29 protein-coding genes are annotated in these 25,944 nt (G+C 70.7%); 16 read left to right on the forward strand and 13 right to left on the reverse strand.

Translation table 11 applies throughout. The features are described 5' to 3' along the window. A partial coding sequence (locus QR77_RS27105; RefSeq protein WP_063798087.1) for a hypothetical protein occupies window positions 1–682 on the reverse strand: 682 nt, incomplete at its 3' end. A 26-nt stretch (window positions 683–708) separates the two neighbouring features. On the opposite strand from QR77_RS27105, the gene dapE reads away from it, so the two are divergent. Further along, a complete protein-coding gene (gene dapE / locus QR77_RS27110) occupies window positions 709–1,788 on the forward strand; it encodes a succinyl-diaminopimelate desuccinylase (RefSeq protein WP_040024669.1) in 1,080 nt (359 codons plus the stop codon). A 103-nt stretch (window positions 1,789–1,891) separates the two neighbouring features. Continuing rightward, window positions 1,892–2,641: a TIGR00730 family Rossman fold protein gene (locus QR77_RS27115; protein WP_040024671.1), complete on the forward strand. Its 750-nt coding sequence runs from the start codon at window positions 1,892–1,894 to the stop codon at window positions 2,639–2,641. 42 nt (window positions 2,642–2,683) lie between these two features. On the opposite strand, the gene folP is transcribed toward QR77_RS27115, so the two are convergent. Beyond that, complete coding sequence (gene folP / locus QR77_RS27120; RefSeq protein ID WP_040024672.1) at window positions 2,684–3,553, reverse strand: dihydropteroate synthase; 870 nt, start codon at window positions 3,551–3,553, stop codon at window positions 2,684–2,686. A 62-nt stretch (window positions 3,554–3,615) separates the two neighbouring features. On the opposite strand from folP, the gene QR77_RS49155 reads away from it, so the two are divergent. Continuing rightward, the gene (locus QR77_RS49155) at window positions 3,616–4,137 is read left to right on the forward strand and encodes a cell division protein DivIVA (RefSeq protein WP_236710830.1); all 522 of its coding nucleotides are present in this window, start codon (window positions 3,616–3,618) and stop codon (window positions 4,135–4,137) included. Continuing rightward, window positions 4,134–4,703, forward strand: coding sequence for a DNA-3-methyladenine glycosylase I (locus tag QR77_RS27130; protein ID WP_040024673.1), 570 nt, complete (start codon window positions 4,134–4,136; stop codon window positions 4,701–4,703). The genes QR77_RS49155 and QR77_RS27130 overlap by 4 nt, the downstream gene beginning before the upstream one ends. A 528-nt stretch (window positions 4,704–5,231) precedes the next feature. Here QR77_RS27130 and QR77_RS27135 read toward each other — a convergent pair. Beyond that, a complete protein-coding gene (locus tag QR77_RS27135) occupies window positions 5,232–6,023 on the reverse strand; it encodes an enoyl-CoA hydratase-related protein (RefSeq protein WP_040024674.1) in 792 nt (263 codons plus the stop codon). A gap of 252 nt (window positions 6,024–6,275) precedes the next feature. Here QR77_RS27135 and QR77_RS44055 point away from each other — a divergent pair, with 252 nt between their 5' ends. Then, complete coding sequence (locus tag QR77_RS44055) at window positions 6,276–6,443, forward strand: DUF3117 domain-containing protein (protein ID WP_003966491.1); 168 nt, start codon at window positions 6,276–6,278, stop codon at window positions 6,441–6,443. 99 nt (window positions 6,444–6,542) lie between these two features. Here QR77_RS44055 and QR77_RS27140 read toward each other — a convergent pair whose 3' ends face one another. Next, on the reverse strand, window positions 6,543–7,208 hold the full coding sequence (locus QR77_RS27140; RefSeq protein WP_063798088.1) for an O-methyltransferase: 666 nt from the start codon (window positions 7,206–7,208) through the stop codon (window positions 6,543–6,545). A 151-nt stretch (window positions 7,209–7,359) separates the two neighbouring features. Here QR77_RS27140 and sigE point away from each other — a divergent pair, with 151 nt between their 5' ends. The 5 genes from sigE (at window position 7,360) to QR77_RS27165 (ending at window position 12,134) form a co-directional block, all read left to right on the forward strand. Beyond that, window positions 7,360–8,118 (forward strand): RNA polymerase sigma factor SigE, encoded by a 759-nt coding sequence (gene sigE, locus QR77_RS27145; RefSeq protein WP_173476358.1) that lies wholly within the window; start codon window positions 7,360–7,362, stop codon window positions 8,116–8,118. After that, window positions 8,115–9,002, forward strand: a complete 888-nt coding sequence (locus tag QR77_RS27150; protein WP_040024679.1) for a zf-HC2 domain-containing protein — start codon at window positions 8,115–8,117, stop codon at window positions 9,000–9,002. Before sigE ends, QR77_RS27150 begins: the two co-directional genes overlap by 4 nt. A 91-nt stretch (window positions 9,003–9,093) precedes the next feature. Continuing rightward, a complete protein-coding gene (locus tag QR77_RS27155; protein WP_040024680.1) occupies window positions 9,094–10,752 on the forward strand; it encodes a trypsin-like peptidase domain-containing protein in 1,659 nt (552 codons plus the stop codon). Between the two features lie 126 nt (window positions 10,753–10,878). Then, window positions 10,879–11,352 carry a sec-independent translocase gene (locus QR77_RS27160; protein WP_040028736.1) on the forward strand — a complete coding sequence of 158 codons (474 nt, stop codon included), beginning with the start codon at window positions 10,879–10,881 and terminating at the stop codon, window positions 11,350–11,352. A 116-nt stretch (window positions 11,353–11,468) separates the two neighbouring features. Next, window positions 11,469–12,134, forward strand: coding sequence for a hypothetical protein (locus tag QR77_RS27165; protein WP_040024681.1), 666 nt, complete (start codon window positions 11,469–11,471; stop codon window positions 12,132–12,134). Window positions 12,135–12,232: 98 nt separating this feature from the next. Here QR77_RS27165 and QR77_RS27170 read toward each other — a convergent pair whose 3' ends face one another. The 3 genes from QR77_RS27170 to QR77_RS27180 form a co-directional block, all read right to left on the reverse strand. Continuing rightward, window positions 12,233–13,396: an Mrp/NBP35 family ATP-binding protein gene (locus QR77_RS27170; protein ID WP_040024682.1), complete on the reverse strand. Its 1,164-nt coding sequence runs from the start codon at window positions 13,394–13,396 to the stop codon at window positions 12,233–12,235. A 75-nt stretch (window positions 13,397–13,471) separates the two neighbouring features. Further along, the gene (locus QR77_RS27175; protein WP_236711166.1) at window positions 13,472–14,011 is read right to left on the reverse strand and encodes a DUF1003 domain-containing protein; all 540 of its coding nucleotides are present in this window, start codon (window positions 14,009–14,011) and stop codon (window positions 13,472–13,474) included. Window positions 14,012–14,087: 76 nt separating this feature from the next. Next, window positions 14,088–15,365, reverse strand: coding sequence for a CBS domain-containing protein (locus QR77_RS27180; RefSeq protein ID WP_040024683.1), 1,278 nt, complete (start codon window positions 15,363–15,365; stop codon window positions 14,088–14,090). A gap of 175 nt (window positions 15,366–15,540) precedes the next feature. Here QR77_RS27180 and QR77_RS27185 point away from each other — a divergent pair, with 175 nt between their 5' ends. Next, a complete protein-coding gene (locus tag QR77_RS27185; RefSeq protein ID WP_052489096.1) occupies window positions 15,541–16,320 on the forward strand; it encodes a hypothetical protein in 780 nt (259 codons plus the stop codon). A gap of 67 nt (window positions 16,321–16,387) precedes the next feature. On the opposite strand, the gene QR77_RS27190 is transcribed toward QR77_RS27185, so the two are convergent. The 3 genes from QR77_RS27190 to QR77_RS27200 form a co-directional block, all read right to left on the reverse strand. Then, the gene (locus QR77_RS27190) at window positions 16,388–17,506 is read right to left on the reverse strand and encodes a 3-deoxy-7-phosphoheptulonate synthase (RefSeq protein ID WP_078877202.1); all 1,119 of its coding nucleotides are present in this window, start codon (window positions 17,504–17,506) and stop codon (window positions 16,388–16,390) included. A gap of 292 nt (window positions 17,507–17,798) precedes the next feature. Next, a complete protein-coding gene (locus QR77_RS27195; protein ID WP_040024685.1) occupies window positions 17,799–18,314 on the reverse strand; it encodes a hypothetical protein in 516 nt (171 codons plus the stop codon). A gap of 100 nt (window positions 18,315–18,414) precedes the next feature. After that, window positions 18,415–19,539, reverse strand: coding sequence for a magnesium and cobalt transport protein CorA (locus QR77_RS27200; RefSeq protein WP_040024686.1), 1,125 nt, complete (start codon window positions 19,537–19,539; stop codon window positions 18,415–18,417). A 441-nt stretch (window positions 19,540–19,980) separates the two neighbouring features. Between QR77_RS27200 and QR77_RS27205 the strand changes: the two genes are divergently transcribed. After that, window positions 19,981–20,610 (forward strand): suppressor of fused domain protein, encoded by a 630-nt coding sequence (locus tag QR77_RS27205; RefSeq protein ID WP_040024687.1) that lies wholly within the window; start codon window positions 19,981–19,983, stop codon window positions 20,608–20,610. 105 nt (window positions 20,611–20,715) lie between these two features. On the opposite strand, the gene QR77_RS47870 is transcribed toward QR77_RS27205, so the two are convergent. After that, window positions 20,716–20,871 carry a hypothetical protein gene (locus tag QR77_RS47870; protein ID WP_201778826.1) on the reverse strand — a complete coding sequence of 52 codons (156 nt, stop codon included), beginning with the start codon at window positions 20,869–20,871 and terminating at the stop codon, window positions 20,716–20,718. A 185-nt stretch (window positions 20,872–21,056) separates the two neighbouring features. Here QR77_RS47870 and QR77_RS27210 point away from each other — a divergent pair, with 185 nt between their 5' ends. The 3 genes from QR77_RS27210 to QR77_RS27220 all read left to right on the forward strand — a co-directional run bounded on the left by QR77_RS27210 (window position 21,057) and on the right by QR77_RS27220 (window position 23,387). Continuing rightward, window positions 21,057–21,695, forward strand: coding sequence for a DUF6758 family protein (locus tag QR77_RS27210; protein WP_063798089.1), 639 nt, complete (start codon window positions 21,057–21,059; stop codon window positions 21,693–21,695). A gap of 114 nt (window positions 21,696–21,809) precedes the next feature. Continuing rightward, window positions 21,810–22,670, forward strand: a complete 861-nt coding sequence (locus tag QR77_RS27215; protein WP_040024688.1) for a PHP domain-containing protein — start codon at window positions 21,810–21,812, stop codon at window positions 22,668–22,670. A gap of 111 nt (window positions 22,671–22,781) precedes the next feature. After that, window positions 22,782–23,387, forward strand: coding sequence for a MarC family protein (locus tag QR77_RS27220; protein ID WP_040024689.1), 606 nt, complete (start codon window positions 22,782–22,784; stop codon window positions 23,385–23,387). Window positions 23,388–23,531: 144 nt separating this feature from the next. Here QR77_RS27220 and QR77_RS47545 read toward each other — a convergent pair whose 3' ends face one another. Continuing rightward, the gene (locus QR77_RS47545) at window positions 23,532–23,684 is read right to left on the reverse strand and encodes a hypothetical protein (RefSeq protein WP_165840668.1); all 153 of its coding nucleotides are present in this window, start codon (window positions 23,682–23,684) and stop codon (window positions 23,532–23,534) included. Between the two features lie 177 nt (window positions 23,685–23,861). Here QR77_RS47545 and QR77_RS27225 point away from each other — a divergent pair, with 177 nt between their 5' ends. After that, window positions 23,862–24,773 carry an NYN domain-containing protein gene (locus QR77_RS27225; protein WP_040024690.1) on the forward strand — a complete coding sequence of 304 codons (912 nt, stop codon included), beginning with the start codon at window positions 23,862–23,864 and terminating at the stop codon, window positions 24,771–24,773. Between the two features lie 52 nt (window positions 24,774–24,825). Here the strand turns inward: QR77_RS27225 and QR77_RS27230 are convergent, their stop codons facing one another. Next, window positions 24,826–25,680 (reverse strand): alpha/beta hydrolase, encoded by an 855-nt coding sequence (locus QR77_RS27230; RefSeq protein WP_040024691.1) that lies wholly within the window; start codon window positions 25,678–25,680, stop codon window positions 24,826–24,828. Between the last annotated feature and the right edge of the window lie 264 nt (window positions 25,681–25,944).

The following is a 25,944-nucleotide window of genomic DNA, read 5'->3' on the forward strand; positions in this document are numbered from 1 at the left end:
GCACCTCGCGCCCGAACGCCCGCACCAGCTCGGCCCGTACCTTCGCCGGGGAGCCCGCCGCCGTGCCGGTCGGCGCCGAGCAGGTCAGTACGGCGGGGGCCCTGCCGGTGAGGGCGGCGGCCAGCAGCGTGGCGTCCGGCTCGTGCTTCGCGTACGCCTGCGGGAAACCGCTGTGCTGGACGCGCTGCGCCGCCACGGTGAGCGGCAGCCGCGAGTAGCCCGGGACCGTGGCGAGATGGTCGTAGAACTGACCCGCCGAATAGACCGGATCGACGATCTGGGCCGCCGTGCCCCACCCCTTGGACGGCCGCTGCTGAAACAGGCCGAGCGAGTCGCGGTCGCCATGGTTCAGATTGCGCAGCGCCGACTCCTGGAGCGCGGTCGCCAGCGCGATCGTCACCGCGCGCTCCGGCATGCCGCGCGTGGTGCCGACGGCGGAGATCGTCGCCGCGTTGGCCGCCTGCTCCGGGCTCATCTCGTACGTGGCGCCGTCCCCGTCCGACTCCGGCCCCGATGCCGAGGAGTCGGAGGGGTCGGTGGCGCGCACGGTGCAGCGCGGCGGACCGCCGCCGCCCGTCACGTACTGGACCACCACATAAGCGGTCACACCGAGCAGGACGACGAAGGCTAAGGCGAGACGCAGGAAGCGGCCGCGACGGGAGGGGGTGACGGTCTCGGACACAGGCTCACCGTACTAGGGTCAAAACCATGTCTGAGACCGTGCTTGACCTCTCCCTCGACGCTCCGGCCCTCACCGCGTGGCTGGTCGACTTCCGGTCGGTCAGCGGCGAGGAGAAGCCGCTGGCCGACGCGATCGAGCAGGCGCTGCGCACACTGCCGCACCTCACGGTGGACCGGTACGGCAACAACGTCGTGGCGCGCACCCGGCTCGGGCGGGGCGAACGGATCATCCTGGCCGGGCACATCGACACCGTCCCCATCGCGGACAACGTGCCCTCCCGGCTCGACGCGGACGGCGTGCTGTGGGGCTGCGGCACCACCGACATGAAGTCAGGAGTGGCCGTCCAACTGCGGATCGCCGCGACGGTCCCCGAACCCAACCGTGACCTCACCTTCGTCTTCTACGACAACGAGGAGGTGGCGGCGCACCTCAACGGCCTCGGGCATGTGGCCGAGGCCCACCCCGACTGGCTGGAGGGCGACTTCGCCATCCTCCTCGAAGCGTCCGACGGGGAGATCGAGGGCGGCTGTCAGGGCACCCTGCGGGTCATCCTCCGTACTGAGGGCGAGCGCGCCCACTCGGCGCGGAGCTGGATGGGGTCCAACGCGATCCACGCGGCCGCCCCGATCCTGGAGCGCCTCGCCGCGTACGAGCCCCGGCGTCCGGTCATCGACGGTCTGGAGTACCACGAGGGGCTCAACGCCGTACGGATCGAGGGGGGCGTCGCCAACAACGTCATCCCCGACGCCTGCACGGTCGTCGTCAACTACCGCTACGCGCCGGACAGGAGTGCCGAAGAGGCGCTGGCCCACGTACGCGAGGTCTTCGACGGCTGCGGGGTCGCCGACTTCACCGTGGAGGACCACTCCGGCGCGGCCCTGCCCGGACTCGGGCGCCCGGGCGCCGCCGCCTTCATGGCGGCCGTCGGCGGCAGCGCGCGGCCCAAGTTCGGCTGGACGGACGTCGCACGCTTCGGCGACCTCGGCGTGCCAGCGGTGAACTACGGCCCCGGCGACCCGCTGTTCGCCCACAAGCGTGACGAACATGTCGCGGTCGAGCGCATCTCGCACTGCGAGAACCGGCTCCGTGACTGGCTCACCGGCTGACAGCACCCGGCCCGACTGCCGGAATTTCGCCTTTCGTCATGTCCTTGGACCTACCCTTGCCGAAACGGGGGAAGCATTGGTTCAGCAGCGGAAGGAGCAGGTCATGGGCGCGCCTGAGGGATCGGGGAAGCCGGAGGAGCAGCGGCTCGGTCCGGTGATCCGCCGCAGGGAACAGGTCCAGTCCGGCACCACGGATCAGCGGCTGCTGGACACCGGGGGCGACTCGGAGTGGGTGCACACGGACCCCTGGCGGGTGATGCGTATCCAGTCGGAGTTCGTCGAGGGCTTCGGCGCCCTCGCCGAGCTGCCGAGCGCCATCAGTGTCTTCGGCTCGGCCAGAACCCCGGTCGGCTCCGAGGACTACGAGGCGGGGACCCGGATCGGCCGCGCGCTGGTCGAGGCCGGGTTCGCCGTGATCACCGGTGGCGGTCCCGGTGCGATGGAAGCGGCCAACAAGGGGGCGAGGGAGGCCGACGGGATCTCCGTGGGACTCGGCATCGAACTGCCCTTCGAACAGGGCCTCAACCCGCATGTCGACATCGGCGTCAACTTCCGGTACTTCTTTGTCCGGAAAACGATGTTTGTGAAGTATGCGCAAGGGTTCGTCGTCCTGCCGGGCGGTCTCGGCACGCTGGACGAGCTGTTCGAGGCGCTCACGCTCGTACAGACCCGCAAGGTCACCAGCTTCCCGATCGTGCTGTTCGGTACGGAGTACTGGCGCGGCCTCGTCGACTGGCTCCGCGACACCGTGGTGGCGCAGGGCAAGGCGTCGGCGAAGGACCTGCTGCTCTTCCACGTCACGGACGACGTGGACGAGGCGGTGGCGCTGGTCACCAAGGAGACGGGCAAGTAGGGCCGTTCAGGCCGGTGGCGCGGCTCAGGCCAGTAGTGCGGCTCAGGCCAGTCCCCGGCGGGCGACCGCCGGGGGCCGGTGACCGGCGATCGACGCCACCATCTCCAGCACCTGCCGGGTCTCGGCGACCTCGTGCACCCGGTAGACCCGGGCGCCGAGCCACGCCGAGACCGCGGTCGTCGCGAGCGTGCCGATCAGCCGCTCCTTGACCGGCTTGTCGATCGTCTCGCCCACGAAGTCCTTGTTGGACAGCGAGACGAGCACCGGCCAGCCGGTCTCGGCCATCTCGCCCAGCCTGCGGGTCGCCTCCAGCGAGTGGCGCGTGTTCTTCCCGAAGTCATGACCCGGATCGATCATGATCCCGTCCCTGCGGACGCCCAGCGCCAGCGCGCGCTCGGCGAGGCCCAGCGTGACGTCCAGGATGTCCGCCATCACGTCCTCGTACGCCACCCTGTGCGGTCGCGTACGCGGCTCGGCGCCGCCCGCGTGCGTACAGACCAGCCCGGCGCCGTACCGCGCCGCGACCTCCGCGAGCTTCGGGTCCACGCCGCCCCACGCGTCGTTGAGCAGATCCGCCCCGGCCTCGCAGACCGCCTCGGCCACGTCGTGACGCCAGGTGTCGACGCTGATCACCACGTCCGGGAAGCGCCGCCGCACCTCCGCCACGAATCCGACCGTACGGCGCGCCTCCTCCTCGGCGGTCACCTCGTCGCCGGGACCGGCCTTCACCCCGCCGATGTCGACGATGGCCGCGCCCTGCGCCACCGCCTCCTCGACACGGTCGAGAGCGGGTCCGTCACGGAACGTCGCGCCCTGGTCGTAGAACGAGTCCGGCGTCCGGTTGACGATCGCCATGATCACCGGCTCGTCCGCGCCGAATTCCCGACGTCCCAGCCGCAGCGTCCCGCGCATTCGCCGTTTCCTCCTAGAGTCAGCTCGTCTGCGACCTTAACTGTCCGCACTGTCGGTGCCGCATGGCACGATCGGGACCGGACGTATTCCTGCCCGGGGAGAAGCACGTGTTCCTTGCCCTGCTCATCGCGATGGCCGTGGTGGTCGCCGCGGTCACGCTCGCCGTCGTCGGCGGCGGAGACCGCGCGGTCCTGCCGGAGACCGCTCCGGAACAGCTCATTGACCCACTGCCGGCGACACGCCCGGTCGGCCGGCCGGATGTGGAGGCCCTGCGGCTGCCCGTCTCGGTGCGCGGCTACCGGATGGGCGACGTGGACGACGTACTCAGCCGGCTGGGCGCGGAACTGGCCGAACGCGACGCGAGGATCGCGGAGCTGGAGTCGGCGCTTGCGGGGGCGCGGGCCGGTGCGGTGGCCGGCGCGGTGGCCGGCGGTTCGGGTTCCGGGTCCGGTTCTGGTTCTGGTTCCGGGTCCGGGTCCGGGTCCGGGTCCGGTTTCGGTTTCGTTGATCCGTCGGGGCCGGCGAGGTCGGCCGGCGCCAACCGTGACCTGTTCCGGGAGCCGGACGAGGAGGCCGGGCGGTGACGGGCGGCGCGGTGAAGGGTGTTGACGGGCGGCTGCGCTGCCCGTGGGGCACCTCCACGGAGGACTACGTCGCGTACCACGACGCCGAGTGGGGCCGGCCGGTCCACGGCGACGACGCGCTGTTCGAACGGCTGAGCCTGGAGGCGTTCCAGTCCGGCCTGTCCTGGATCACGATCCTGCGCCGGCGCGAGGGCTTCCGGGCCGCGTTCGCCTCGTTCCACATCGCGAAGGTCGCCGAGTTCACGGACGCGGACCGGGTCCGCCTGCTGGCGGACGAGTCCATCATCCGCAACCGCGCGAAGGTCGACGCGACGATGGCGAACGCGGTGGCCCTGGCGGGGTGGGCGCCGGGCGAACTGGACGAGCTGATCTGGTCGTACGCGCCTCAGGGGCGGCGGCGGCCGAAGACGACCGCGGATGTTCCGGCGGTGACGGACGAGTCGACGGCGCTGGCGAAGGCGCTGAAGAAGCGCGGGATCCGGTTCGTGGGGCCTACTACGGCGTACGCGCTGATGCAGGCGTGCGGGCTGGTGAACGACCATGTGGCGGGTTGCGAGTTCGGCTGACGGTCGCCTCGCGGCGGTGCGCCTCGCGGCGGTGCGCCTCGCGGCGGGCGGCCGTGGTCTGGGCCGGTTCTTGGTTGCGGCCGGTTTGTCTGGTGCCGGGCGCCGGGGCCTCCGGAGGCACATGTCCGGACGTGTGATTTACGGCGTCGTGACCCCGGATGTGTTGCTTGAGGCGGTCATGCGCCACAAATCTCACGTTAGCGTCCGGACACGTACCTCCTGCGACCCCGTCACCCTCCGTCGCCGGTCGCTCGGCCCGTAACGCCGCGCCCGCGGCGTGATGTGACCGGTTCCCGCAGGTGAAGGGGGGCGCGCAGGGGTGGTGTCCGGGATACTCACGCGTGATTTGCGGCGGACGACCGCGGTCACCTGGCAACCGCGGTGACGACGCCGTAAATCGTGCATCCCGGATATCGCCCCGGAGCGAACCCCGACAACAACCTCGGCCAACGCCGGTGACCACGGACCCGGCCGCGAAACGGACACGGTGACACCGCACCGCTGAGACCACGGCCGCCCGCCGCGAGGCTACCGGCCCGAGTACTTTGGCTTCTGCTTGGACAGGAACGCCTCTACCGCGATGCCGTGGTCCTTGGACTGGCCTGCCCTGGTTTGGAGTTCGTCCTCCTTGGCCAGGGTCTCGCTCAGGGAGTGTTCCGCTCCGTACGCGAGGGACTCCTTCAGTGCCGCGTACGCCAGGGTCGGGCCTTCGGCCAGGGCTCGGGCCACTGCTGTCGCTTCGGTGGCCAGGTCGGCGGCGGGGACCAGTTTGTTGATCAGGCCCAGTTCCAGCGCCTCGGGTGTCCTTACCGAGCGGGGGAACAGCAGCAGGTCCGCCGCGCGGCCCGCGCCGATCATGCGGGGGAGGGTCCAGGAGACGCCCGAGTCCGCTGTCAGGGCCACCCCGGCGAAGGAGGTGTTGAAGGACGCGGTGTCCGCGACGACCCGGTAGTCCGCGGCCAGGGCGAGGCCGAAGCCGGCTCCTGCCGCGACGCCGTTCACGCCCGCCACGACGGGCTTACGCATCTCTGTGATGGCGCGCACGATCGGGTTGTAGTGGTCGTGCACGGTCGTCATCGGGTTGTCCGAGCCGGCGAGCAGCAGTTCGGTCTGTTCCTTGAGGTCCTGGCCCACGCAGAACGCCCGCTCGCCGGCCGCGGTGAGCAGAACTCCTCGTACGGCGGTGTCGGCCGCGGCGGACTCCAGGGCGTCCCGCAGGGCGACCTTGGTGGCGACGTCGAGCGCGTTCATGGCCTCGGGCCGGTTGATCGTGATCGTTGCGAGTCCGTCACTCACCTCGTACAGCACGGTGTCGGCCATGATCGTCCTTTCGCGGTTCCAGTGGTCCTGTCGGGGCCCAGCATGGCGGAACAGCGGCGCAGTATCGCAGGCCGATCGCCGAATTGCGTGGTTTTGAGAGAGCGCGTTGCGCAAGCGATGCCGTCCGATGTTGGTCATCGGGTCCCGCCATGCGGGATAATGGCCTGGAAGCAATGTGTTCGATGCCGGTGACACAGCGCCTGTCATGGGGCCGCCGGCGGCGATGAGCTGGTTTCAGGAAGGGGAACGAGCATGGCGGCCATGAAGCCGCGGACGGGCGACGGCCCGCTCGAGGTGACAAAGGAGGGGCGGGGCATCGTCATGCGCGTTCCGCTCGAAGGCGGCGGTCGGCTTGTCGTCGAGCTGACTCCGGACGAGGCTGATGCGCTTGGGGACGCGCTGAAGAAGGTCGTCGGCTGAGCGGGACGCCCACAGTCTTCGGGGTCGCGGGTCACCCCCGGATCGACACGGGAACTGCCCCGGTACGGACGAGTGGTCCGTACCGGGGCAGTGTGCTGTTCAGCCTCGTCGCACCGCGCACAGCAGCCCGTCGCCGACGGGCAGCAGTGCCGGCAGCAGTTCCGGGCTCTCCCTGACGGTGCGCAGCAGCTCCCGTACGCGAAGGACCTCGGAGGGCTGGGCCGACGAGTCGACCGTACGGCCGTGGGAGAACATGCCCTCGAAGCAGACCAGGCCGCCGGGGCGCAGCAGGCGCAACGATTCAGCGAGATATTCGAGGCTTTCGAGCCGGTCGCCGTCGCAGAAGACCAGGTCGTAGCCGCCGTCGGCGAGGCGTGGGAGTACGTCGAGAGCGCGGCCGGGGATGAAACGAGCGCGGTTCCCGGTGAAGCCGGCGGCCCGGAAGGCCTGCCGGGCGAACTGCTGGCGCTCGGGTTCTGTGTCGACCGTGGTCAGGACGCCGTCGGTGCGCATGCCCTGGAGCAGATAGCTCCCCGAGACACCGGTGCCCGTACCGATCTCCGCCACGGCTTTCGCGTCCAGGGTGGCGGCGAGCAGACGCAGCGCGGCGCCGGTGCCTGGTGACACCGAGCGAAGCCCCGACTCCCGGGCCCGGTCACGGGCCCAGAGCAATGCCTCGTCCTCGGCGACAAAGGCGTCGGCGAACGCCCAGCTCGTCTGCCGGTTGGCGGTAATGACCCTCTCCTGTCCCCGTAGTCGGCGCAACGGTGACTGTATCCGCTGCGCTCGGGAACCCGCAGATGGGACCAGGCGTTATGTAAGCGCAAGGTATACGTGGATCACGTCGCCGGGTTTCGGGCGGGCGGGCCCAAATTCGCGTAAAGATTCTTATCCGGAGCTAACGGGCGGGGTGGCTATGGTAGGGGCTCCACTGGACACCACCAGAGCCGATAGGGGAGGTGCGGCTACGGCTGCGGATCGAAGGGGAGTGCTCGGTCGCTTCCTGAGGTCGGCAGGTGAGCCGAAATCCGTGACCAACACCGCTGACCGTTCTCGCTCCATCGACTCCGCGGTTACCGCGACCTTCGCATCGGATGCGGACTCCCAGGCGTGGACGCCTCCTAGCTGGGAGGAGATCGTCAGCACGCACAGCGGACGTGTCTACCGCCTCGCCTACCGCCTGACGGGCAACCAGCACGACGCCGAGGACCTGACCCAGGAAGTGTTCGTCCGGGTCTTCCGCTCGCTGTCGACCTACACCCCCGGCACCTTCGAGGGCTGGCTCCACCGCATCACCACCAATCTCTTTCTCGACATGGTCCGGCGCAAGCAGCGGATCCGCTTCGACGCGCTCGGTGACGACGCCGCCGAGCGGCTGCCGAGCCGGGAGCCGTCGCCGCAGCAGGTCTTCCACGACACCCACTTCGACGCGGACGTGCAGCAGGCGCTGGACACCCTCGCGCCGGAGTTCCGGGCCGCCGTGGTGCTCTGCGACATCGAGGGCCTTTCGTACGAGGAGATCGCGGCGACCCTCGGTGTCAAGCTCGGCACCGTACGCAGCAGGATCCACCGCGGCCGCTCGCATCTGCGCAAGGCCCTCTCGCACCGTTCGCCCGAGGCCCGCGCCGAGCAGCGCAGCTTCGCGAGTGTGGCGGGGGAGGGTGGATCGGCGTGAGTGGTACGAGCCAGACCCCGGCCGAACAGCACCTGGGGGACCGACTCGCCGCCCTGGTGGACGGGGAGCTGGACCATGACGCGCGCGAGCGCGTGCAGGCGCATCTCGCGACCTGCCCCAGGTGCAAGGCCGAGGCCGACGCGCAGCGCCGCCTGAAGAGCGTCTTCGCCAGGACCGCGCCGCCGCCGCCGTCGGCGGGGCTGCTCGCGAGACTCCAAGGGCTGCCCGGCGGCCCCGCGGGAGGCGACAGCGACAGCGGTGACGGCACCCGTGGGCAGGGGCCGTTCGACACGGGGAGCTTCGGCGTCCGTCACGACGGCTTCGGTGTCCGTCACGACGGCTTCGGCTATGTCCCGGCAGCCGCGCACACCGGGACGCTTCCCGGTTCCGGATTCCGTATCCACGAGGTCGGCAGGCAGGAAGCCGAGCGTTCGCCCTGGCGCGGGCGCAGGTTCGCCTTCGCCGCCGCCAGCGCCGTGTCGTTCGCCGCGATGGCGCTGGGCGGCACGATGCCGCTCGGTACGGCCGCCGACGCGATGCCGCCGCGTGGCGTGGGCAACAACGTGGTCCCGATGCGGGCTCCCGGCACCACGGCTCCGGCGTCCCTGATGGGCGAGGGCAGGCGCCAGGGCGGAGGCAACAGCGCGCTGGAGCAGTCCGTCAGCCGCGCCATCGCCGGCGCGCCCCCCGGCATGCTCCAGGGGCAGGTCCCCTCGCTCTCGTCGGCGGTCCTCGGCGGTTCGTCGATGTGGCCGGTCCCGGCGGTTCCGGATGTGGCCCTCCAGATCGACGACACGTCGGCGACCTCTCCCGCCGTCACCCCGAACCCCTCGCACCTCGCCGCTCCGACGCTGCCCGTTCCGCCGCTTTCCTCCCGGCGCTGACCGGATCTCTGCGCGGACGTTCGTAAACCTGGTTGAATCCCTGCCAGGGGTGCCCTGATGCGGGGCGCTGAGCGGCAGTTGCGGGGAGAGCATGGACGTCGGGAAGCCCACCGGATCCAAGGCGACGTGGTGGAGCCGTCCCACAGAGGGACACGCGCCGCACGAGCGGCCCGTGCGCCCGGCCGAGCCTCCGGAGCCCGTACGGCCCGTGGCGGAGCCCGTGGTGCCCCCTCAGGGCGCGGCCGGGGAGCCCCAGGACCGCCCGAGGCCGCTGCACGAGCCCGACGCCTACAGCACACCGCCGTACGGCGGTCCTGGCCCGTGGGCCCCCGCGCCGCCCGTACAGCGGCCGGTGCCGACGCCGGCGCACGGCATACCGGTGCCGCCGTCGGACTTCCCGCTCCAGCAGCCCCAGCCGCTCGCACAGCCGCTGCCGCGGCAACTGCCCCCGGGGCAAGGCGTGTTCGAGCAGCCCCAGCCCCAGCCCCAGCCGCCCGCCCCCGACCAGCCGGGGACGACCTCGCAGTGGTCGCAGTACGACCCCTGGGCCGATCCGCCGCAACAGGACCAGCGGGTCCAGCAGATCCAGCTCGCCGGGCCGCACGGACAGCAGCCGCTGACCCACTTCGGCGAGCCGGTGAAGAGGCGCCGCTCCGTGGGTCTCGTCGGCGCCGTGCTCATCGCGCTCGTCGCCGGAGCCGTCGGCGGCGGGGTCGGCGTCTACTCCGAGCGGAACGGCGGCTTCGGCAGCGTCCAGCTCCCGCAGGCGGCCGAGGACAACGGCGGCCGCGCGCCCGACAGCGTCGCGGGGATCGCGGCCAGCGCGCTGCCCGGCGTCGTCACCCTGCACGTCAGCGGCAAGGACGAGCAGGGCACGGGCACCGGATTCGTCCTCGACCGCGAGGGCCACATCCTGACGAACAACCATGTCGTCGAACCGGCAGGGTCCTCGGGTGAGATATCGGTCACGTTCAGCGGCGGTCAGACCGCCAAGGCCACGGTCGTCGGCAAGGACAGCGGTTACGACCTCGCCGTCGTCAAGGTGACCGGGATCTCCGGACTCAGGCCGCTCGCGCTGGGCAACTCCGACAGCGTCCAGGTCGGCGACCCCGTCGTGGCCATCGGCGCCCCCTTCGACCTGTCCAACACCGTCACCTCGGGGATCATCAGTGCCAAGGACCGCCCCATCACAGCGGGCGGCGAGAAGGGCGACGGCAGCGACGTCAGCTATGTGGACGCGCTCCAGACCGACGCCCCGATCAACCCCGGCAATTCGGGCGGGCCACTGGTCGACACCAAGGCGCGCGTCATCGGGATCAACAGCGCCATCCGCGCCGCTGACAGCGGGTCACAGACGGACGGCGGCCAGGCTGGTTCCATCGGACTCGGCTTCGCGATCCCGATCAACCAGGGCAAGCGCGTAGCCGAGGAGCTGATCAACACCGGCAAGGCCACCCACCCGGTGATCGGCGTCACACTCGACACGGACTTCACGGGCGACGGTGCGCGGGTCGCCGCCCAGGCCGCCGGCGGCGGACCCGCCGTGACCTCGGGCGGTCCCGGCGCGAAGGCCGGCATCAGACCGGGCGACGTGATCTCGGCGGTGGACGGAGAACGGGTCCACAGCGGCGAGGAGCTGATCATCAAGATCCGGGCGCACCGCCCCGGCGACCGGCTCGCGCTGACGCTGTCCCGGGGAGGTAAAGAGCTGACCATGAGCCTGGCTCTCGGATCGTCCGACGTCATGTGACGTCCACCGGGAGGTACCGCACGGACAGTTCGGGCAGGTACGGTGGAACGGCCCGGACCCTGACACACCTCAGACCAGGACGAACTCGTCCGATCTGCGGGCATGGAGACCCCGAGGAGCGACAAGGTGTTCAACGACGTCGGCGTACTGGAAATAGTCACGCTCGTAGTCCTCGCCGTGATCGTTTTCGGCCCGGAGAAGCTGCCCAAGATGATCCAGGACACCTCGCGGGTCATCCGTAAGATCCGGGAGTTCTCCGAGAGCGCCAAGCAGGACATCCGTTCCGAGCTGGGCCCGGAGTTCAAGGACTTCGAGTTCGAGGACCTCAACCCCAAGACGTTCGTCCGCAAGCAGTTGATGGACAACGACGACCTGGGCCTCAAGGAACTCCGCGACACCTTCGACCTCAGGAAAGAGATGTCCGAGGTCGCCGACGCCGTGCACGGCCGCGAGAGCGCCGCGTCCACGTCGGACACACCGGCCGCTCCGCTGGCTTCGGCCAACGGTTCGGCCGTGCAGTCCACGACGCCCGATCTGCTCAAGAAGGGCGAAAAGCCCGATCGGGGAGAGCTGCCCCCCTTCGACGCGGACGCCACCTGAGTACGACCAATCCCTACGAGTCGGTAGCGGGTGGCTATCCTCCATCTGTCCGGCAGTGAGCTGCCCGTCGGCGGCGGGCCGCTGCGGACGACCGAGATCGAGGAGGCGGCCAGTAGATGGAGACCACGAGTCGGGTAGACGCACAGGGTGCGTCCAGCTCATCCACTGCCGAGGGGGTGCCAGCAGCCCGGCGCACGGTCGACGGCTATCTGAGCGCGCCTTTCCCCTGGTACGGCCTCGACGAGGCGTTCAGCGGACCGCGCTGGCTGATGCAGGTCGGCGCCGCCGCTGACGGGACCGTTCAGCACGGCTCCATCGGCCATGGTGACGAGCCGTCGATAAGACCGGACGCGTCGGGCGCGGAGAAGGAGCGGTTCGCCGTGGTCGTGACGGTGGCCATCAGCCCCGTACGCCGAACCGGTGACGGTACGGGCCACCTCGACGCCACCACGGCCTCCTCGGCGGCGTGGCTCGCCGGGTCGGGGCTGATGTCGTACACGTGGCCGTCGCAGCTCGACCACACCCTGCGCGACGACTGGCTGAGCCAGCAGATCGAGGCGGCGTTCGTCATCGCCGACGACCTGACGACCCCTGAGTGGTCGGAGCTGTCGCTGCCCGTGGACGGCGTGCCGACGCCCTTCCGCTTCCGCGAGTCCGAGTTCGGCTGGGTGCTCGCCGGATCGCCCGAGGGGAAGGTGCACCTCGGGGCGTACGGGCGCGGGATGAGCCCGTACGGACTCGCGTTCTCGGCGATCGAGGACATCACGACGTACGAGCGGTGACAGCGCACCCGGGCACCCGGGTGAGGAGCGACGGGTAAGGGGCAGCCACCCATGGTGGCTGCCCCTTACCCATGCCTCGCCCGTGCGGCCCCAGGGCCTCAGAACTTGTTGCGCGGGGTGATCCCCAGCGACATGCCCGACAGGCCGCGCTGCCGCCCGCCCAGCTTCCCCGCGATACCGCGCAGCGCCGCTCCGGCGGGCGAGTCGGGGTCGGACAGCACGATCGGCTTGCCCTCGTCGCCGCCCTCGCGCAGCCGTACGTCGATCGGGATGGCGCCCAGCACCGGCACCTCGGTCCCCGTGGTCTTCGTCAGCCCCTCGGCGACCAGCTTTCCGCCGCCGGTGCCGAAGACGTCGATGACCTCGTCGCAGTGCGGGCACGGGAAGCCCGACATGTTCTCGACGACACCGACGATCTTCTGGTGGGTCTGTACGGCGATGGAGCCGGCCCGCTCGGCGACCTCGGCCGCCGCCTGCTGCGGAGTGGTGACCACCAGGATCTCGGCGTTCGGTACGAGCTGCGCCACCGAGATCGCGATGTCACCGGTGCCCGGCGGCAGGTCGAGCAGCAGCACGTCCAGATCGCCCCAGAACACATCGGCGAGGAACTGCTGGAGCGCGCGGTGCAGCATCGGCCCGCGCCACACCACGGGCGCGTTGCCCGGGGTGAACATGCCGATCGAGATCACCTTCACGCCGTTCGCCGACGGCGGCATGATCATGTTCTCGACCTGGGTGGGCTTGCCGTCCACACCGAGCATGCGCGGCACGCTGTGCCCGTAGATGTCCGCGTCCACGACGCCGACCTTCAGCCCGTCGGCCGCCATCGAGGCCGCCAGGTTGACCGTCACCGACGACTTGCCGACGCCGCCCTTGCCGGAGGCCACCGCGTAGACCCGGGTGAGCGAGCCCGGCTGGGCGAACGGCACCTCACGCTCGGGAGTGCCCCCGCGCAGCGAGGCAGCCAGCTCGCGCCGCTGCTCGTCACCCATCACGTCGAGCGTCACCTCGACCCCGGTGACCCCGGGGACGGCGGCGACCGCGTCCGTCACCGTGCGCGTGATGGTGTCGCGCATCGGGCAGCCCGACACCGTCAGATAGACCGTGACGGCGACGGCGCCGTCAGCGCCGATCTCCACCGATTTGACCATGCCCAGGTCAGTGATCGGGCGGTGGATCTCGGGGTCGTTCACCGTCGCCAGTGCGGCGCGCACCGCGTCTTCCGCGGGGGCTGCGGCGGTTCCGTACGTGTCGGTAGCCATACGGAGATGGTACGGCGCTTCCCACCGACCGCGGAAAGCCGCCCAGCACCCGCTTTCCGGTGCCCGCCGGACGGATCAGCTCCGCCGCTCGGGCTCGGGCTCCTCGTGGCCGGGCCCGTGGCCGTTCTCCGAATGGGTCAGCCGCCCGTCCGACAGGTCCCGCACCAGATCCTGCAGCTCCGAGCGGAGGAAGTCGCGGGTGGCGACCTCGCCGAGCCCCATCCGCAGCGCGGCGATCTCCCGGGTCAGGTACTCGGTGTCGGCGATCGACCGCTCGTTCTGCTTGCGCTCCTGCTCCTGGGTGACCCGGTCCCTGTCGTCCTGCCTGTTCTGCGCGAGCAGGATCAGCGGCGCCGCGTACGACGCCTGGAGGGACAGCATCAGCGTCAGGAAGATGAAGGGGTAGTGGTCGAAGCGCAGGTGCGGCGGCGCCGCGATGTTCCACAGGACCCACACGATGATGATGAGGGTCATCCAGACGATGAAGCGTCCCGTCCCCAGGAACCGGGCCACGCTCTCCGACAGCCGCCCGAAGGCCTCGGCGTCGTACTCGGGCAGCAGCCTGCGCCGCTGCGGCCGGGGCTGGTCGAGCCTGACCCGGGCGCCGCGCGTCACCGCGGTCGAGCCGTTCGTCGTCCCCGTCGCCCGCGAACGCTCTCTGGCGCCGTCTTCGTTCTTGCCGGACGGCCGCTCAGCCACCACGGGTCACCTCCTCCAGGCCGTGGAAGCCGGTCTCCCGCCAGTCGTCGGGCAGCAGGTGATCCAGTACGTCGTCGACGGTCACCACCCCGAGCAGCGACCCGCTCTCGTCCACCACGGGCGCCGAGACCATGTTGTACGCGGCGAGATGACCCGTGATCGCGGGCAGCGGGGTGTCCGGGGAGAGCGGCGGCAGATCGGAGTCCACGATCGAGCTGACCAGGGTGAACGGCGGGTCCCGCAGGAGCCGCTGGAAGTGGACCGTGCCCAGGTACTTGCCGGTGGGGGTGTCGTCCGGCGGCCGGCACACGTACACCTGCGCGGCGAGCGCGGGGGAGAGGTCCTGCTGCCGTACCCGCGCGAGCGCGTCGGCGACCGTCGCGTCCGGCCGCAGCACGATCGGCTCGGTGGTCATCAGACCGCCCGCCGTGCGCTCCTCGTACGACATGAGCCGCCGCACGTCGGCGGCGTCGTGCGGCTGCATCAGCGTCAGCAGCCGTTCCTTGTCGTCCTCCGGCAGCTCGGACAGCAGGTCGGCCGCGTCGTCCGGGTCCATCGCCTCCAGCACGTCGGCGGCCCGGTCGTCCTGGAGCTTGCCGAGGATCTCCACCTGGTCGTCCTCGGGCAGCTCCTCCAGGACGTCGGCGAGCCGGTCGTCGTCGAGGGCGGCGGCGACCTCCGCCCGCCGTTTGGGCGTCAGATGGTGGAGCACATTGGCGAGTTCGACGGGCCGAAGCCGTTCGAAGGTGGCGACCAGGTTCTCGGCGCCCTGCCCCTCCTCCTCCAGGGAGAACCCGGTGACGGCCGACCACTCCAGGGTCACCGCCTCCCCGCGCCGCCGCAGCGCGCCGCCCTTCCTGCCGCGCCGTACGAAGACCTTGTCGATCTCCCAGTCGCGGCGGGCCGGCAACTGCTGGATGGCCACGTCGAGGACGGTGACCTCCTCACCGTTCTCCACCAGCCGCACCCGCCGGTCGAGGAGTTCACCGAGGACGAGCCGCTCGGTCGGCCGCTGTTCGAAGCGCCGTACGTTGACCACGCCCGTGGTGATGACCTGGCCGGACTCGACGCCGGTGACCCGTGTCATGGGCAGGAAGATCCGTCGCCTGCTGAGCACCTCGACGACCAGTCCGAGCAGCCGCGGCGGTCTGTTGCCGACCCGCAGCATCGCCACGAGGTCGCTCACGCGTCCCACCTGATCGCCGTTGGGGTCGAAGACCGCCACCCCGGCGAGGTGCGAGACGAAGATCCTGGGGGCGGCTGCCGCCATACCGTGCGCCTCCCTGATGGTCGCCTTGTCCGGCGCGATTACGGGTTCAGGCTAGCCCGTACCGCCCCGGGATGCCCGGGCGGATCACTCCGGACGCCTCCGCTTCGAACCCTTCACGTCCCACGGGTACGCTGCGGTCTGCTCATCCCCCACCAGCGTAGGAGAGGCAGCGTCCGTGACCGCTTCCCGTTTGTCCGACCGTGTCCGCCGGGGTGCCCGCCGAGCCGCACTTCCGGTCGCGCTCTGCGCCGGCCTCGCCGCGGTTCTGACGGCGTGCGGCGACGACCCGGACGCGGGGACGAACGGGGTCGGCAAGCTCTCGGCGACCCAGATCGAGCACAAGGCGCAGGCGGCGGCGGACGGCGCGCCCGCGGTGCGCCTCTCCGGAGCGCTGGTGACCGAGAAGGAGACGTACAAGCTCGACATGCGTCTCAAGAAGAACGGCGGCACCGGTTCGGTCACACTGCGGAACAACACGGTCATCGAGCTGCTGCGGGTCGCCGACACCCTCTATCTGAAGGCCGACGCCGGGTTCTGGAGCCAGGGGAGCGGCAAGGAGAGCGCGGTGCCGAGCAAGTCGGACACCGAGGCGGCCGGCAAGCTGGACGACAAGTACGTCAAGGTGCCCGAGGACGACCCGTCGTACAAGCAGTTGCGCGGCTTCACCGACATGAACGTGCTGCTCGACGGGCTGCTGGCGCTGGGCGGCGACCTGAGCAAGGGCGACCGGGCCGAGGTCGGCGGCGTACGCACCATCAAGGTCGCGGCGGGCGAGGGCGCGGGCGGCACGCTGGACGTGTCGCTGGAGGGCACGCCGTACCCGCTCCAGCTCTCGCGCGCCGGGGGAGCCGGGACGCTGAAGCTCTCCGACTGGGGCAAGGACTTCGCGCTGGCCGCGCCGGCCCAGGACCAGACGGTCGACTACGGCAGCAAGCTGCCGTCGACGAGCGACTGAGCCTCCGTCCGATTCTGTCGCCTCGGACACGGGGGTGGCCGTCCGGCCACCCCCGTCCCGGCGCCGCTCAGTTACCGGTGCGCCGCCGCTCCCGTACGGCCGCCGCCAGCTCGCCGAGGAGCTGTTCGGTCCGCTCCCAGCCGACGCACGCGTCCGTCACGCTCTGCCCGTACGTCAGCGCCTCCAGCGGACCCGGCTCCTGCCGTCCCGCCACCAGGAAGCTCTCCAGCATCAGCCCGGCGATCCCGCTCGCGCCCGCCGCGACCTGGGCGGCGATCTCGCCGACCACCTCGGCCTGGCGGACGTGGTCCTTGCCGCTGTTGGCATGACTGGCGTCGATCACCAGCCGCTGCCGCATCCCGGCCTTGTCCAGCAGCGCCAGCGCCTGTCGGACGTCGTCGGCGCCGTAGTTGGGGCCGCCCCGCCCGCCGCGCAGGATGATGTGGCAGTCGGGATTGCCGATCGTGGAGACGACCGAGCCGCGCCCTTCCTCGTCGATGCCGAAGAAGGTGTGCGCGCCCGCCGCCGTACGGCAGCCGTCGACGGCCGCCTGCACGTCGCCGTCCGTCGCGTTCTTGAAGCCGACCGGCATCGAGAGCCCGGAGGCGAGCTGCCGGTGCACCTGGCTCTCCGGGGTCCGCGCGCCGATCGCGCCCCAGCTCACCGTGTCGGCGATGTACTGCGGACTGGTCGGCTCCAGGAACTCGCAGCCGACCGGCAGCCCGGTGTCGAGTACGTCGAGCAGCACCTGCCGGGCGATGCGCAGCCCCTTGCGTACGTCGTACGTGCCGTCCAGGTCCGGATCGTTGATGAGACCCTTCCACCCGAGCGTGGTCCGCGGCTTCTCGAAGTAGACGCGCATGACCACGCACAGGTCCTCGCTCAGCGGTGCCACCGCCTCGGCGAGCCGTCCGGCGTACTCCCGGGCGGCGGCCGGATCGTGCACCGAGCAGGGGCCGACCACCAGGAGCAGCCTGTCGTCCTCCCCGGACAGCACGCGTCTGACGGCCCCTCGGCTCTCCTGGACGAGGGCGGCACGCGCTGTTCCCAGCGGCAGGGCGGCCCGTGAGGCGGCGGGTGGTACGAGCGGCTGGAAGCCCGTGACGCGCAGATCGCCCGTCTCCGGGGTCCTTGGCGTGTCCGGTGTCGCCGGGCGGCCTTCGGCGCCGGCGGGAGGTGTGGTCATGGTGGTCGCGTCCCTGGGATCTCTCGGCGGGGCCGGAGTCCATGAAGTGCTTCGCACCCGGTGCCGGCCCGCCTCAACGACGAAGGGCAGAGACGGTCGTCTCTGCCCTGCTGGCTCCGGGTGGTTGGGGTGGTCAGCGCACGTGACCACCGGCTCCACCAGGAGCCGGCTCGTAGCGCCAATACCAACGATTCACCGCGGACATGCCGTCGAATTTAGCAGAACCGCAGAGGTGGGACGCCGAGGTGGGACGCCGAGCTGGGACGCCGGGGTGGGACGGCCGGGCGCCGCCTCAGCGCTTCTTGCGGCGCAGGATCTGGCGCCCCAGCGAGTCGGGGACCGGGCCGCGCGTCGTCGCGTCCGTCGGCAGCGGCTCGGCGGCCAGTGACCCCTGCGGCAGATCGGTGATCGCTGGCGCGCCCTCGACGGGCGCCAGCCGCAGCACCCGGCACTCGCGTGCCCAGCGCTCCGTCATCCGCTCGGCGTCCGGCGCGTTCAGCCGCTTGCCCTTCAGCTCGGCGACGGCCGACTCCCAGTCGTCCGAACGGGGGGTGAGTTCCGTGACCGCCGCCGTCCAGGCGACCAGCCGGCCGCCCTTGTCCTTGCTGCGTACGGTCACCTCGGCGGTGGAGCCGTCGGCCAGACCGGGCAGCGGCTGCTCGCCGGGTCCGTCGCCGACGAGATACACCGCGCCCGCGTGCCATACGTGCCACAGCGCGCGCTCGGGGCCCGGGCCGCGCACCCAGACGAGGCCGGACTTCTTGGTGGCCTCCTCGACGAGCGCCTTGCCGAGCAGCGGTTCAGTCATGCCCGCAGCTTACGACCAGACCCGCGACGGTGAGCGATGTCACCCTCGCGCGTCCGGCCGTTGTCAGCCCGCTGTCGCGCAGGTGCCTCGGCCGGCTGCCTCAGAGCCAGCCGTTGCGCTTCAGGGTGCGGTGGATCACCAGACAGACGGCCCCGATCGCCGCCATGACCATCGGATAGCCGTACTTCCAGTGCAGCTCGGGCATGTGCTCGAAGTTCATGCCGTAGATCCCGCAGACCGCCGTCGGCACGGCGATGATGGCCGCCCAGGACGTGATCTTGCGCATGTCCTCGTTCTGCGCGACCGTCGCCTGCGCCAGATTCGCCTGGAGGATCGAGTTCAGCAGCTCGTCGAAGGCGATGACCTGCTCATGGACCCGGGCCAGGTGGTCGGCCACATCCCGGAAGTACTTCTGGATGTCGGGGTCGATCAGCCGCATGGGCCGCTCGCTCAGCAACTGCATCGGCCGCAGCAGCGGCGAGACTGCGCGCTTGAACTCCAGCACCTCACGCTTGAGCTGATAGATCCGGCCGGCGTCCGAGCCGCGCGCGCTGCCCTTCTCCGGGGCGGAGAACACCTCGATCTCGACCTCGTCGATGTCGTCCTGCACAGCGGCGGCCACCGCGATGTAGCCGTCGACGACATGGTCGGCGATGGCGTGCAGGACCGCTGAGGGGCCCTTGGCGAGCAGCTCGGTGTCCTCTTCGAGCCGGTGCCGCAGATTGCGCAGCGAGCCCTTGCCGCCGTGGCGGACCGTGATGACGAAGTCCCGGCCGGTGAAGCACATCACCTCGCCGGTGTCGACGACCTCGCTGGTCGCTGTCAGCTCGGTGTGCTCCACGTAGTGGATGGTCTTGAAGACGGTGAACAGCGTGTCGTCGTACCGCTCCAGCTTCGGGCGCTGGTGCGCGTGCACCGCGTCCTCCACCGCCAGCGGGTGCAGTCCGAACTCGGCGGCGATACCGGCGAATTCCTCGTCGGTCGGCTCGTGCAGACCGATCCAGGCGAAGCCGCCGCCCTCACGGACCCGCAGCATCGCCTCGCGCGGGGTGACGCAGGGGTCCTTCTCGACCCGGCGGCCCTCGCGGTAGACCGCGCAGTCGACGACGGCGCTCGAAGCGGACGGGTCACGGGTGGCGTCGTACGTGTCGTACTTGCTGTACGCGGCGCTGGGCTTACGCAGGGACGGACGGACCGCCGCCCGCAGATCACGGATCATCGACATGGCTGGCTCCTCACGGAGAGGCCGTCGGCGGAGTGTGGCGCAGCCCGGAATGGGGACGTGATGCGTACGTCCGCAAAGCGGGCGGCACCGCGAGGCGCGGCGACGGCGTTCGCTACAGACAGGCAGAAAACACAGGCTGGGACGAGCTGACTGAGTGGTGCTCTTCCGCTGTGCGACACGCCACGGGCCTGTACGGGCGAGGCCTCAGATCACGAGGCGGTAATACGGGCGGAAGAGCGGCTGGTACTGGCCGGGTGACTTCGATCCACCGCAGCCCCACCTCCTCCGGTCGGTCCCCCTTGGGGGATGACGTGTGGCCGGGACTGGGAGAGCGACGCTGTAGCGCTTTCGCGTGTTGTCCCGACCGGCGGCCCAGGCTACCAGCTAGCAGCAGGCCAATTAATTCTCTTCCCCCATTCATACGCGATCTATGCTCCCCGGATGGGAGAAATTCTTGCTCTGGTGGAGGCCCGGCTCCGTACGGCGCTGGGCGACCCGGACGCGCGCGCCGCCGTCACGTTCCTGGGGACCGAACGCGTCGAGGTGCTGCGTTTCACCGACGCCCGGGTCGACGGCCAGGAGCGGGACGCCCGGGGCCTCGGCCTCGTCCGTTACGCCACCCTGGGCATGTCGGCGCAGCCGATGGCGGACCCCGCCGAGGTGCTCGCCGATCCGCTGCGGGGGCCGCGGGCCGAGCTGATCCTCTCGGTCAGGGCCGGGCTCGCCGACACCGACAAGGTGCTGCGCGGGCTGGCGGTGCTGGCCGCTTCTCCGCAGGTCGAAGGGGTGATCGTCGCCCCGGGCGGGTCGCTGGACCTCGGTGAGCCGCTCTGGCCGGGCGCGCCCTTCAGCTCCGTACTCGTCGCCGAGTCCGGTGGTCTGGTGCCGGATCTGGAGCTGGAAGCGCCGCTGGATCCGGTGCGGTTCCTGCCGCTGCTGCCCATGACGCCGAACGAGGCCGCGTGGAAGCGGGTATCGGGCGCGCAGGAGCTGCGGGAGCGCTGGCTCTCGTACGGTACGGACCTGCGCGACCCGCTGCGCCGGTCGGTGCCGTTGGAGGCGCGGCCCTGAGGCTGAGCGGTCCGGGCGAGGGGGCCGGGGTGGTGCGCGGGAATGTGAGGAAGCAGACGCGATTTGATCGCTCGCTGACCGAAAGACCGCACCAGGACCGTCGGCTCAGCGCTCGGTGAGGACCGGAGCACTCGCCTCCGCAGCGGCGTCGGCGGCATCGGTCCGGTCGCCCACGGGCGCCGCGTCGCGCGCTTCATGGGTCAGCGCGCCGCGCCGTACCCCCACGATCGCCGCCGCGACCACGGCGGTCGCCGCCGCCACCACGAACGGGATGTGGATGTCCGTCCATCCCTCGATCCTCGGGGCGAGGTAATAGATGCAAGCTACATCTAATTATTCCTCGTCAGGCCTGGGGTGGCGGGGTTCGGAGAGTCGAACAGAGTTACCAATGCTGGACAGGTGATCGTCCTTGACGGGGCGTCGGCCGGGGAGGACCGTGGGTCGGTATGAGGGGCGAACCCAGTTGCCCGAAGTGTGGTGGCCGGGTCAGGGCGCCCGGTCTCTTCGCCGACTCGTGGCAGTGCGACGCCCATGGCACGGTGCACCCGCTCCAGCCTGTGATCCCGCCCAGCGTGGAAGCCCTCAATGTGGTGGTGGCCCGTGCGGAGGTCCCTGTCTGGATGCCCTGGCCGCTGCCCGTCGGCTGGCTGTTCGCCGGGGTGGCCAACGCGGGCGACGACCGCAGCGGCGGACGCGCCACCGCCGTCGCCTGCTCGGGGCCGGGACCGCTCGGCGGCTTCGGCGAACTGGTGCTGGTCGCCGAGGAGTTGGGCGTCGGCCTCGGCGCGAGATACGCGGGGATCGAAGGGCCCGACCCGGGCCCGGACATATGCGCCGACGGACCCCCGCACGCCAAACTGCTCGCCGGGGGCCGGCCCACCCCGCTCTGGCACGTCCCACAGGCCCCCGACGACCGGGCCGTCTTCGCCGGCGAGGCGCTCGGGCTCTGGCTGTGGGCGATCGTCTGGCCGGGACAGTCGGGGCTGCTGATGTACGACGAACTGGTGCTGACCGATCTGCGGGACGCGGGCGCCGAGGTGGCGCTGGTGCCGTGCGGCGCGCTGTCCCCCCGCCTGCTGTTCTGAGGGTCGTTCACCGCCCCGACCCTGGGCGTTTGGGACCCCTGAGGCGCCCGTTACCCTTGAGCCGTTCCGCCCGTCTGTTCCGATCCCCCGTCCCGAGCCTCCGGAGTACGCGTCGTGCGCATCGATCTGCATACTCACTCGACGGCTTCCGACGGCACGGACACCCCCGCCGAGCTGGTACGCAACGCCGCAGCCGCCGGACTCGACGTCGTCGCGCTGACCGACCACGACTCCACGCGCGGCCACGCGGAGGCGATCGCCGCGCTCCCCGAGGGCCTCACGCTGGTCACCGGCGCCGAGGTGTCCTGCCGTATCGACGGCATCGGCATGCACCTGCTCGCCTATCTCTTCGACCCGGCCGAGCCGGATTTCGCCGAAGAACTCGAACGCGTACGGGACGACCGCGTCCCCCGCGCCCGGAGCATGGTCCGCAAGCTCCAGGACCTCGGCGTCCCGATCACCTGGGACCAGGTGCTGCGCATCGCCGGGGACGCCTCCCTCGGCCGGCCGCACGTCGCCACCGCGCTGGTCGAGCTGGGCGTCGTCGCGACCGTCTCCGACGCCTTCACGCCCGAGTGGCTCGGCGACGGCGGACGCGCGTACGCGGGCAAGCACGAACTGGACCCCTTCGAGGCGATCCGGCTGGTCAAGGCCGCCGGGGGCGTCACCGTCTTCGCGCATCCCGCGGCCGTCAAACGCGGCAGGGTGGTGGGCGAGGAGGCGATCGTACGGCTCGCTTCCGCCGGACTCGACGGCATCGAGGTCGACCACATGGACCACGACGCCCCGACGCGCGCCCGGCTGCGCTCCCTCGCCGCCGACCTCGGGCTGCTGACCACCGGATCGAGCGACTACCACGGCACCCGGAAGTTCGTCGAACTCGGCGCGTGCACCACGGACCCGGAGATCTACGGCGAGATCACCCGGCGCGCCGCCGGCGCCTTCCCGGTGCCGGGCGCGGGCGGAGACGCGTAGGCGCGCGAGCGCGTAACCGCATGACCGGTCATCTGCTCCGGTCGGTATCGCCCCCCGTATCGCCCCGGCTTCTCCCCGCGTACTTCCCTCACCTCGTGCAAGGCACCGACTGTGTTCGACTTCGCCGTGTTCGGCTCCCTCTTCCTCACCCTCTTCGTCATCATGGACCCGCCGGGCATCACCCCGATCTTCCTGGCCCTCACCTCGGGACGGCGTACCAAGGTCCAGCGCGCCATGGCCTGGCAGGCGGTGACCGTCGCCTTCGGTGTGATCACGGTCTTCGGCCTGCTCGGCCAGCAGATCCTGGACTATCTGCATGTCTCGGTGCCCGCCCTGATGATCGCGGGTGGGCTGCTCCTGCTGCTGATCGCGCTCGACCTGCTGACCGGCAAGAACGACGAGCCGCAGCAGACCAAGGACGTCAACGTCGCCCTCGTACCGCTCGGCATGCCGCTGCTCGCCGGGCCCGGCGCGATCGTCTCCGTCATCCTCGCCGTGCAGCACGCCCACGGGGCGGGCGCGCAGATCTCGGTCTGGGCCGCCATCGTCGCGATGCATGTGGTGCTCTGGCTGACCATGCGCTACTCGCTGCTGATCATCCGGGTGATCAAGGACGGCGGTGTGGTGCTGGTGACCCGCCTCGCCGGGATGATGCTGTCGGCCATCGCCGTGCAGCAGATCATCAACGGAGTCACCTCGGTCGTGCGCGGTGCCTGAAGCGACGGGGACCTCAGGGACGCGCGAAGGTCCCGGAGACAGCAGCGCCCCCGTACGGACGGATCCGTACGGGGGGCGCTTCGTCACTGTCGTCGATGTCGTCTTGGTCGTCGTCCAACGGTGGGTCGTATGAGCCGTGAAAGATTACGAGGCCGAGGATTCGGCCGGCCGGATATAGATGCGCTGGCCCATCGCTGCGGCCTGCTGCACGATCCGGTTGACGGAGGCGGCGTCCACGACAGTGCTGTCCACGGCGGAACCGTCGACATCGTCGAGACGCATGATTTCGAAGCGCATGGCTTCTCCCTTCGTCTGATCCTCCTGCTGGAGAACTGTGGAATGACGGGCGTGCCCGTCGGTCGCTACATACGTATGCAACGGCTTGCTCCCTGCAAACATTCCCTACGCTAAGGAAAATTTTTGGATGGCTAACTACTGGCGGGTACGGTGACGTCCACAGAGAATGAACCGAGTATGAACGAGGCAGAGATCAACCCCGAGATCGCCGAGATCAGCGCTCGACTGGAGCGCACCAACGAGCTGCTCCAGCGCATGCTCGCCGAGGTCGCCAAGACCCCGTCCACGCATGCCATCTTCGTCGACGCCGGTTACGTCTATGCTGCGGCCGGGTTGCTGGTGTCGGGCACCGAGGACCGCCGCTCGTTCGACCTCGACGCCGAAGGACTCATCGAGGCCTTCATCGACAAGGCGCGGATCATCTTCGCCGACAGCAGGCTGCTCCGGGTCTACTGGTACGACGGCGCCAGGCGCCGTATCCACACGGCCGAGCAGCAGTCCATCGCAGAGCTGCCCGACGTCAAGGTCAGGCTGGGCAATCTCAACGCCAACAACCAGCAGAAGGGCGTCGACTCACTGATCCGCACGGATCTGGAGTCGCTCGCCAGGCACCGCGCCATCAGCGACGCGGCGCTGGTCGGCGGCGACGAGGACCTCGTCTCAGCCGTCGAGGCCGCCCAGGGGTACGGGGCGAGGGTCCACCTCTGGGGCATCGAGGCCTCGGACGGCCGCAACCAGGCCGAGCCGCTGCTCTGGGAGGTCGACAGCCAGCGCACCTTCGACCTCGACTTCTGGAAGCCGTATGTCACCCGGCGCCCGGTCACGACGTACGAGCACGAGGGCGATCCGCCGCCCTCGCGCGACCAGGTGCGCTTCATCGGCGCGCAGATCGCGGCGACCTGGCTGGTCGAGCGGGGCAGGGGGGCGGTGGGCGAGCTGCTGCCCGGCATGCCCTATCTGCCGGGCCCGGTGGACCAGGATCTGCTGATCGAGGCGGAGAAGATGCTCCAGCGGTCGCTGCGCGGGCACTCCGTGCTGCGGCGGGCGCTGCGCGACGGCTTCTGGCAGCACCTTCAGTCGCAGTACTGAGCGGTACTGTCCGCGAGCCGTACTGTCCGCGAGCCGGTACTACCGGCCCGATCTACGCGCCGTTCCGGTGGTGGCCGTCCCAGAAGTCCGTCAGGGCCTCGGCGGTCTCCACCGGCCGGTCACGGTTGGGCGAGTGCGCCGCGCCCCTGATGACGGTCCTGCGCGCGCCGAGCCGCTCGGCCATCGAGTCGAACTGCGACACCGGCCACTTGTCGTCCGAGTCGCCGGACAGTACATGCTTCGGCATCGGCTCCACGGCGGCGAGTTCGTCCACCCGGTCGGGCTCCACGCCGAGCTGCCTGCCGGTGACGACGAGCTGGAGCGGATTGTTGCGCAGCCAGCGCTCCCGCAGGAACGCACCGTCCTCCTCGGTCTCGGTCAGCGGCTCCAGCACCCGGATGGCGTTCCAGACCTGTTCCATCGACATCGTCATGAGCGCCGATTCGAGCAGCTTCACCCGCTCCTGCTGGTCGGCGTTGCACTCGGCGGGCCCCGACGACATCAGCGTCAGCGTGCTGAACGGGCGGGGGTCGAGGAGTACGGCGGCGCGCGCGACCTGTCCGCCCATCGAGTGCCCGAGCAGATGTACGGGGGCGCCGAGCGCCTCGGTCTGCGCGAGCACGTCGGCGGCGAGCGCGCTCTGTGCGTACGCCTCCTCGGTGTCGGGGCCCTCGGTCTCGAACTGGCCCCGGCCGTCGACGGCGACGGCGCGGTAGCCGGCCTCCGCCATCGCACCGAACAGCGGGACGAACTCGTCCTTGCTGCCGGTGTACCCGGGCAGCAGGAGTACGGTGCCGCGCACCTCTCCGGCCGGGCGGGCGTCGAGGACGGCGAACGGACCGCGGCTGGTCGTCAGGGTGCGGGCCTGGACCCAGGAGGGCGGGGTGAAGCTGGACGGCCGACTCATGCGAAGAGGCTAACGCCGAGGTCCCGCGCGCACGCCCCGGCCCCCGGTTCTCCGCGTGCCGGTGCGTCCGTACGTGGGTGCGCGGGTACGCCGACGGCCCGGCACCCCACGTCGGGGTGCCGGGCCGTCGGACGACGCGTCAGCTCTCGGTTGTCGTCGCCGTCGCTGTCGCCGCTGTGGTGCGGGGGCGGCGGCGGCGCTGCTTCGGAGCGGTGGGCTCGCCGTCGACGCCGTCGGCCGGTGCGGTGACGGACGCCTCGGTCG

Origin of the sequence: Streptomyces sp. 150FB (assembly GCF_000818195.1) — a bacterium.
Lineage (GTDB): Bacteria > Actinomycetota > Actinomycetes > Streptomycetales > Streptomycetaceae > Streptomyces.

Coding starts and splice junctions, on each gene's coding strand:
- dapE (WP_040024669.1), top strand. CDS start 709: ATGTCTGAGACCGTGCTTGACCTCTCCCTCGACGCTCCGGCCCTCACC.
- QR77_RS27200 (WP_040024686.1), bottom strand. CDS start 19,539: ATGTCGATGATCCGTGATCTGCGGGCGGCGGTCCGTCCGTCCCTGCGT.
- folP (WP_040024672.1), bottom strand. CDS start 3,553: ATGCGCGGGACGCTGCGGCTGGGACGTCGGGAATTCGGCGCGGACGAG.
- QR77_RS27115 (WP_040024671.1), top strand. CDS start 1,892: ATGGGCGCGCCTGAGGGATCGGGGAAGCCGGAGGAGCAGCGGCTCGGT.
- QR77_RS49155 (WP_236710830.1), top strand. CDS start 3,616: ATGGCACGATCGGGACCGGACGTATTCCTGCCCGGGGAGAAGCACGTG.
- QR77_RS27180 (WP_040024683.1), bottom strand. CDS start 15,365: ATGGCGGCAGCCGCCCCCAGGATCTTCGTCTCGCACCTCGCCGGGGTG.
- QR77_RS27210 (WP_063798089.1), top strand. CDS start 21,057: ATGAGGGGCGAACCCAGTTGCCCGAAGTGTGGTGGCCGGGTCAGGGCG.
- QR77_RS27190 (WP_078877202.1), bottom strand. CDS start 17,506: ATGACCACACCTCCCGCCGGCGCCGAAGGCCGCCCGGCGACACCGGAC.
- QR77_RS27225 (WP_040024690.1), top strand. CDS start 23,862: ATGAACGAGGCAGAGATCAACCCCGAGATCGCCGAGATCAGCGCTCGA.
- sigE (WP_173476358.1), top strand. CDS start 7,360: ATGGTAGGGGCTCCACTGGACACCACCAGAGCCGATAGGGGAGGTGCG.
- QR77_RS27135 (WP_040024674.1), bottom strand. CDS start 6,023: ATGGCCGACACCGTGCTGTACGAGGTGAGTGACGGACTCGCAACGATC.
- QR77_RS47545 (WP_165840668.1), bottom strand. CDS start 23,684: ATGCGCTTCGAAATCATGCGTCTCGACGATGTCGACGGTTCCGCCGTG.
- QR77_RS27230 (WP_040024691.1), bottom strand. CDS start 25,680: ATGAGTCGGCCGTCCAGCTTCACCCCGCCCTCCTGGGTCCAGGCCCGC.
- QR77_RS44055 (WP_003966491.1), top strand. CDS start 6,276: ATGGCGGCCATGAAGCCGCGGACGGGCGACGGCCCGCTCGAGGTGACA.
- QR77_RS27165 (WP_040024681.1), top strand. CDS start 11,469: ATGGAGACCACGAGTCGGGTAGACGCACAGGGTGCGTCCAGCTCATCC.
- QR77_RS27155 (WP_040024680.1), top strand. CDS start 9,094: ATGGACGTCGGGAAGCCCACCGGATCCAAGGCGACGTGGTGGAGCCGT.
- QR77_RS27195 (WP_040024685.1), bottom strand. CDS start 18,314: ATGACTGAACCGCTGCTCGGCAAGGCGCTCGTCGAGGAGGCCACCAAG.
- QR77_RS27205 (WP_040024687.1), top strand. CDS start 19,981: ATGGGAGAAATTCTTGCTCTGGTGGAGGCCCGGCTCCGTACGGCGCTG.
- QR77_RS27170 (WP_040024682.1), bottom strand. CDS start 13,396: ATGGCTACCGACACGTACGGAACCGCCGCAGCCCCCGCGGAAGACGCG.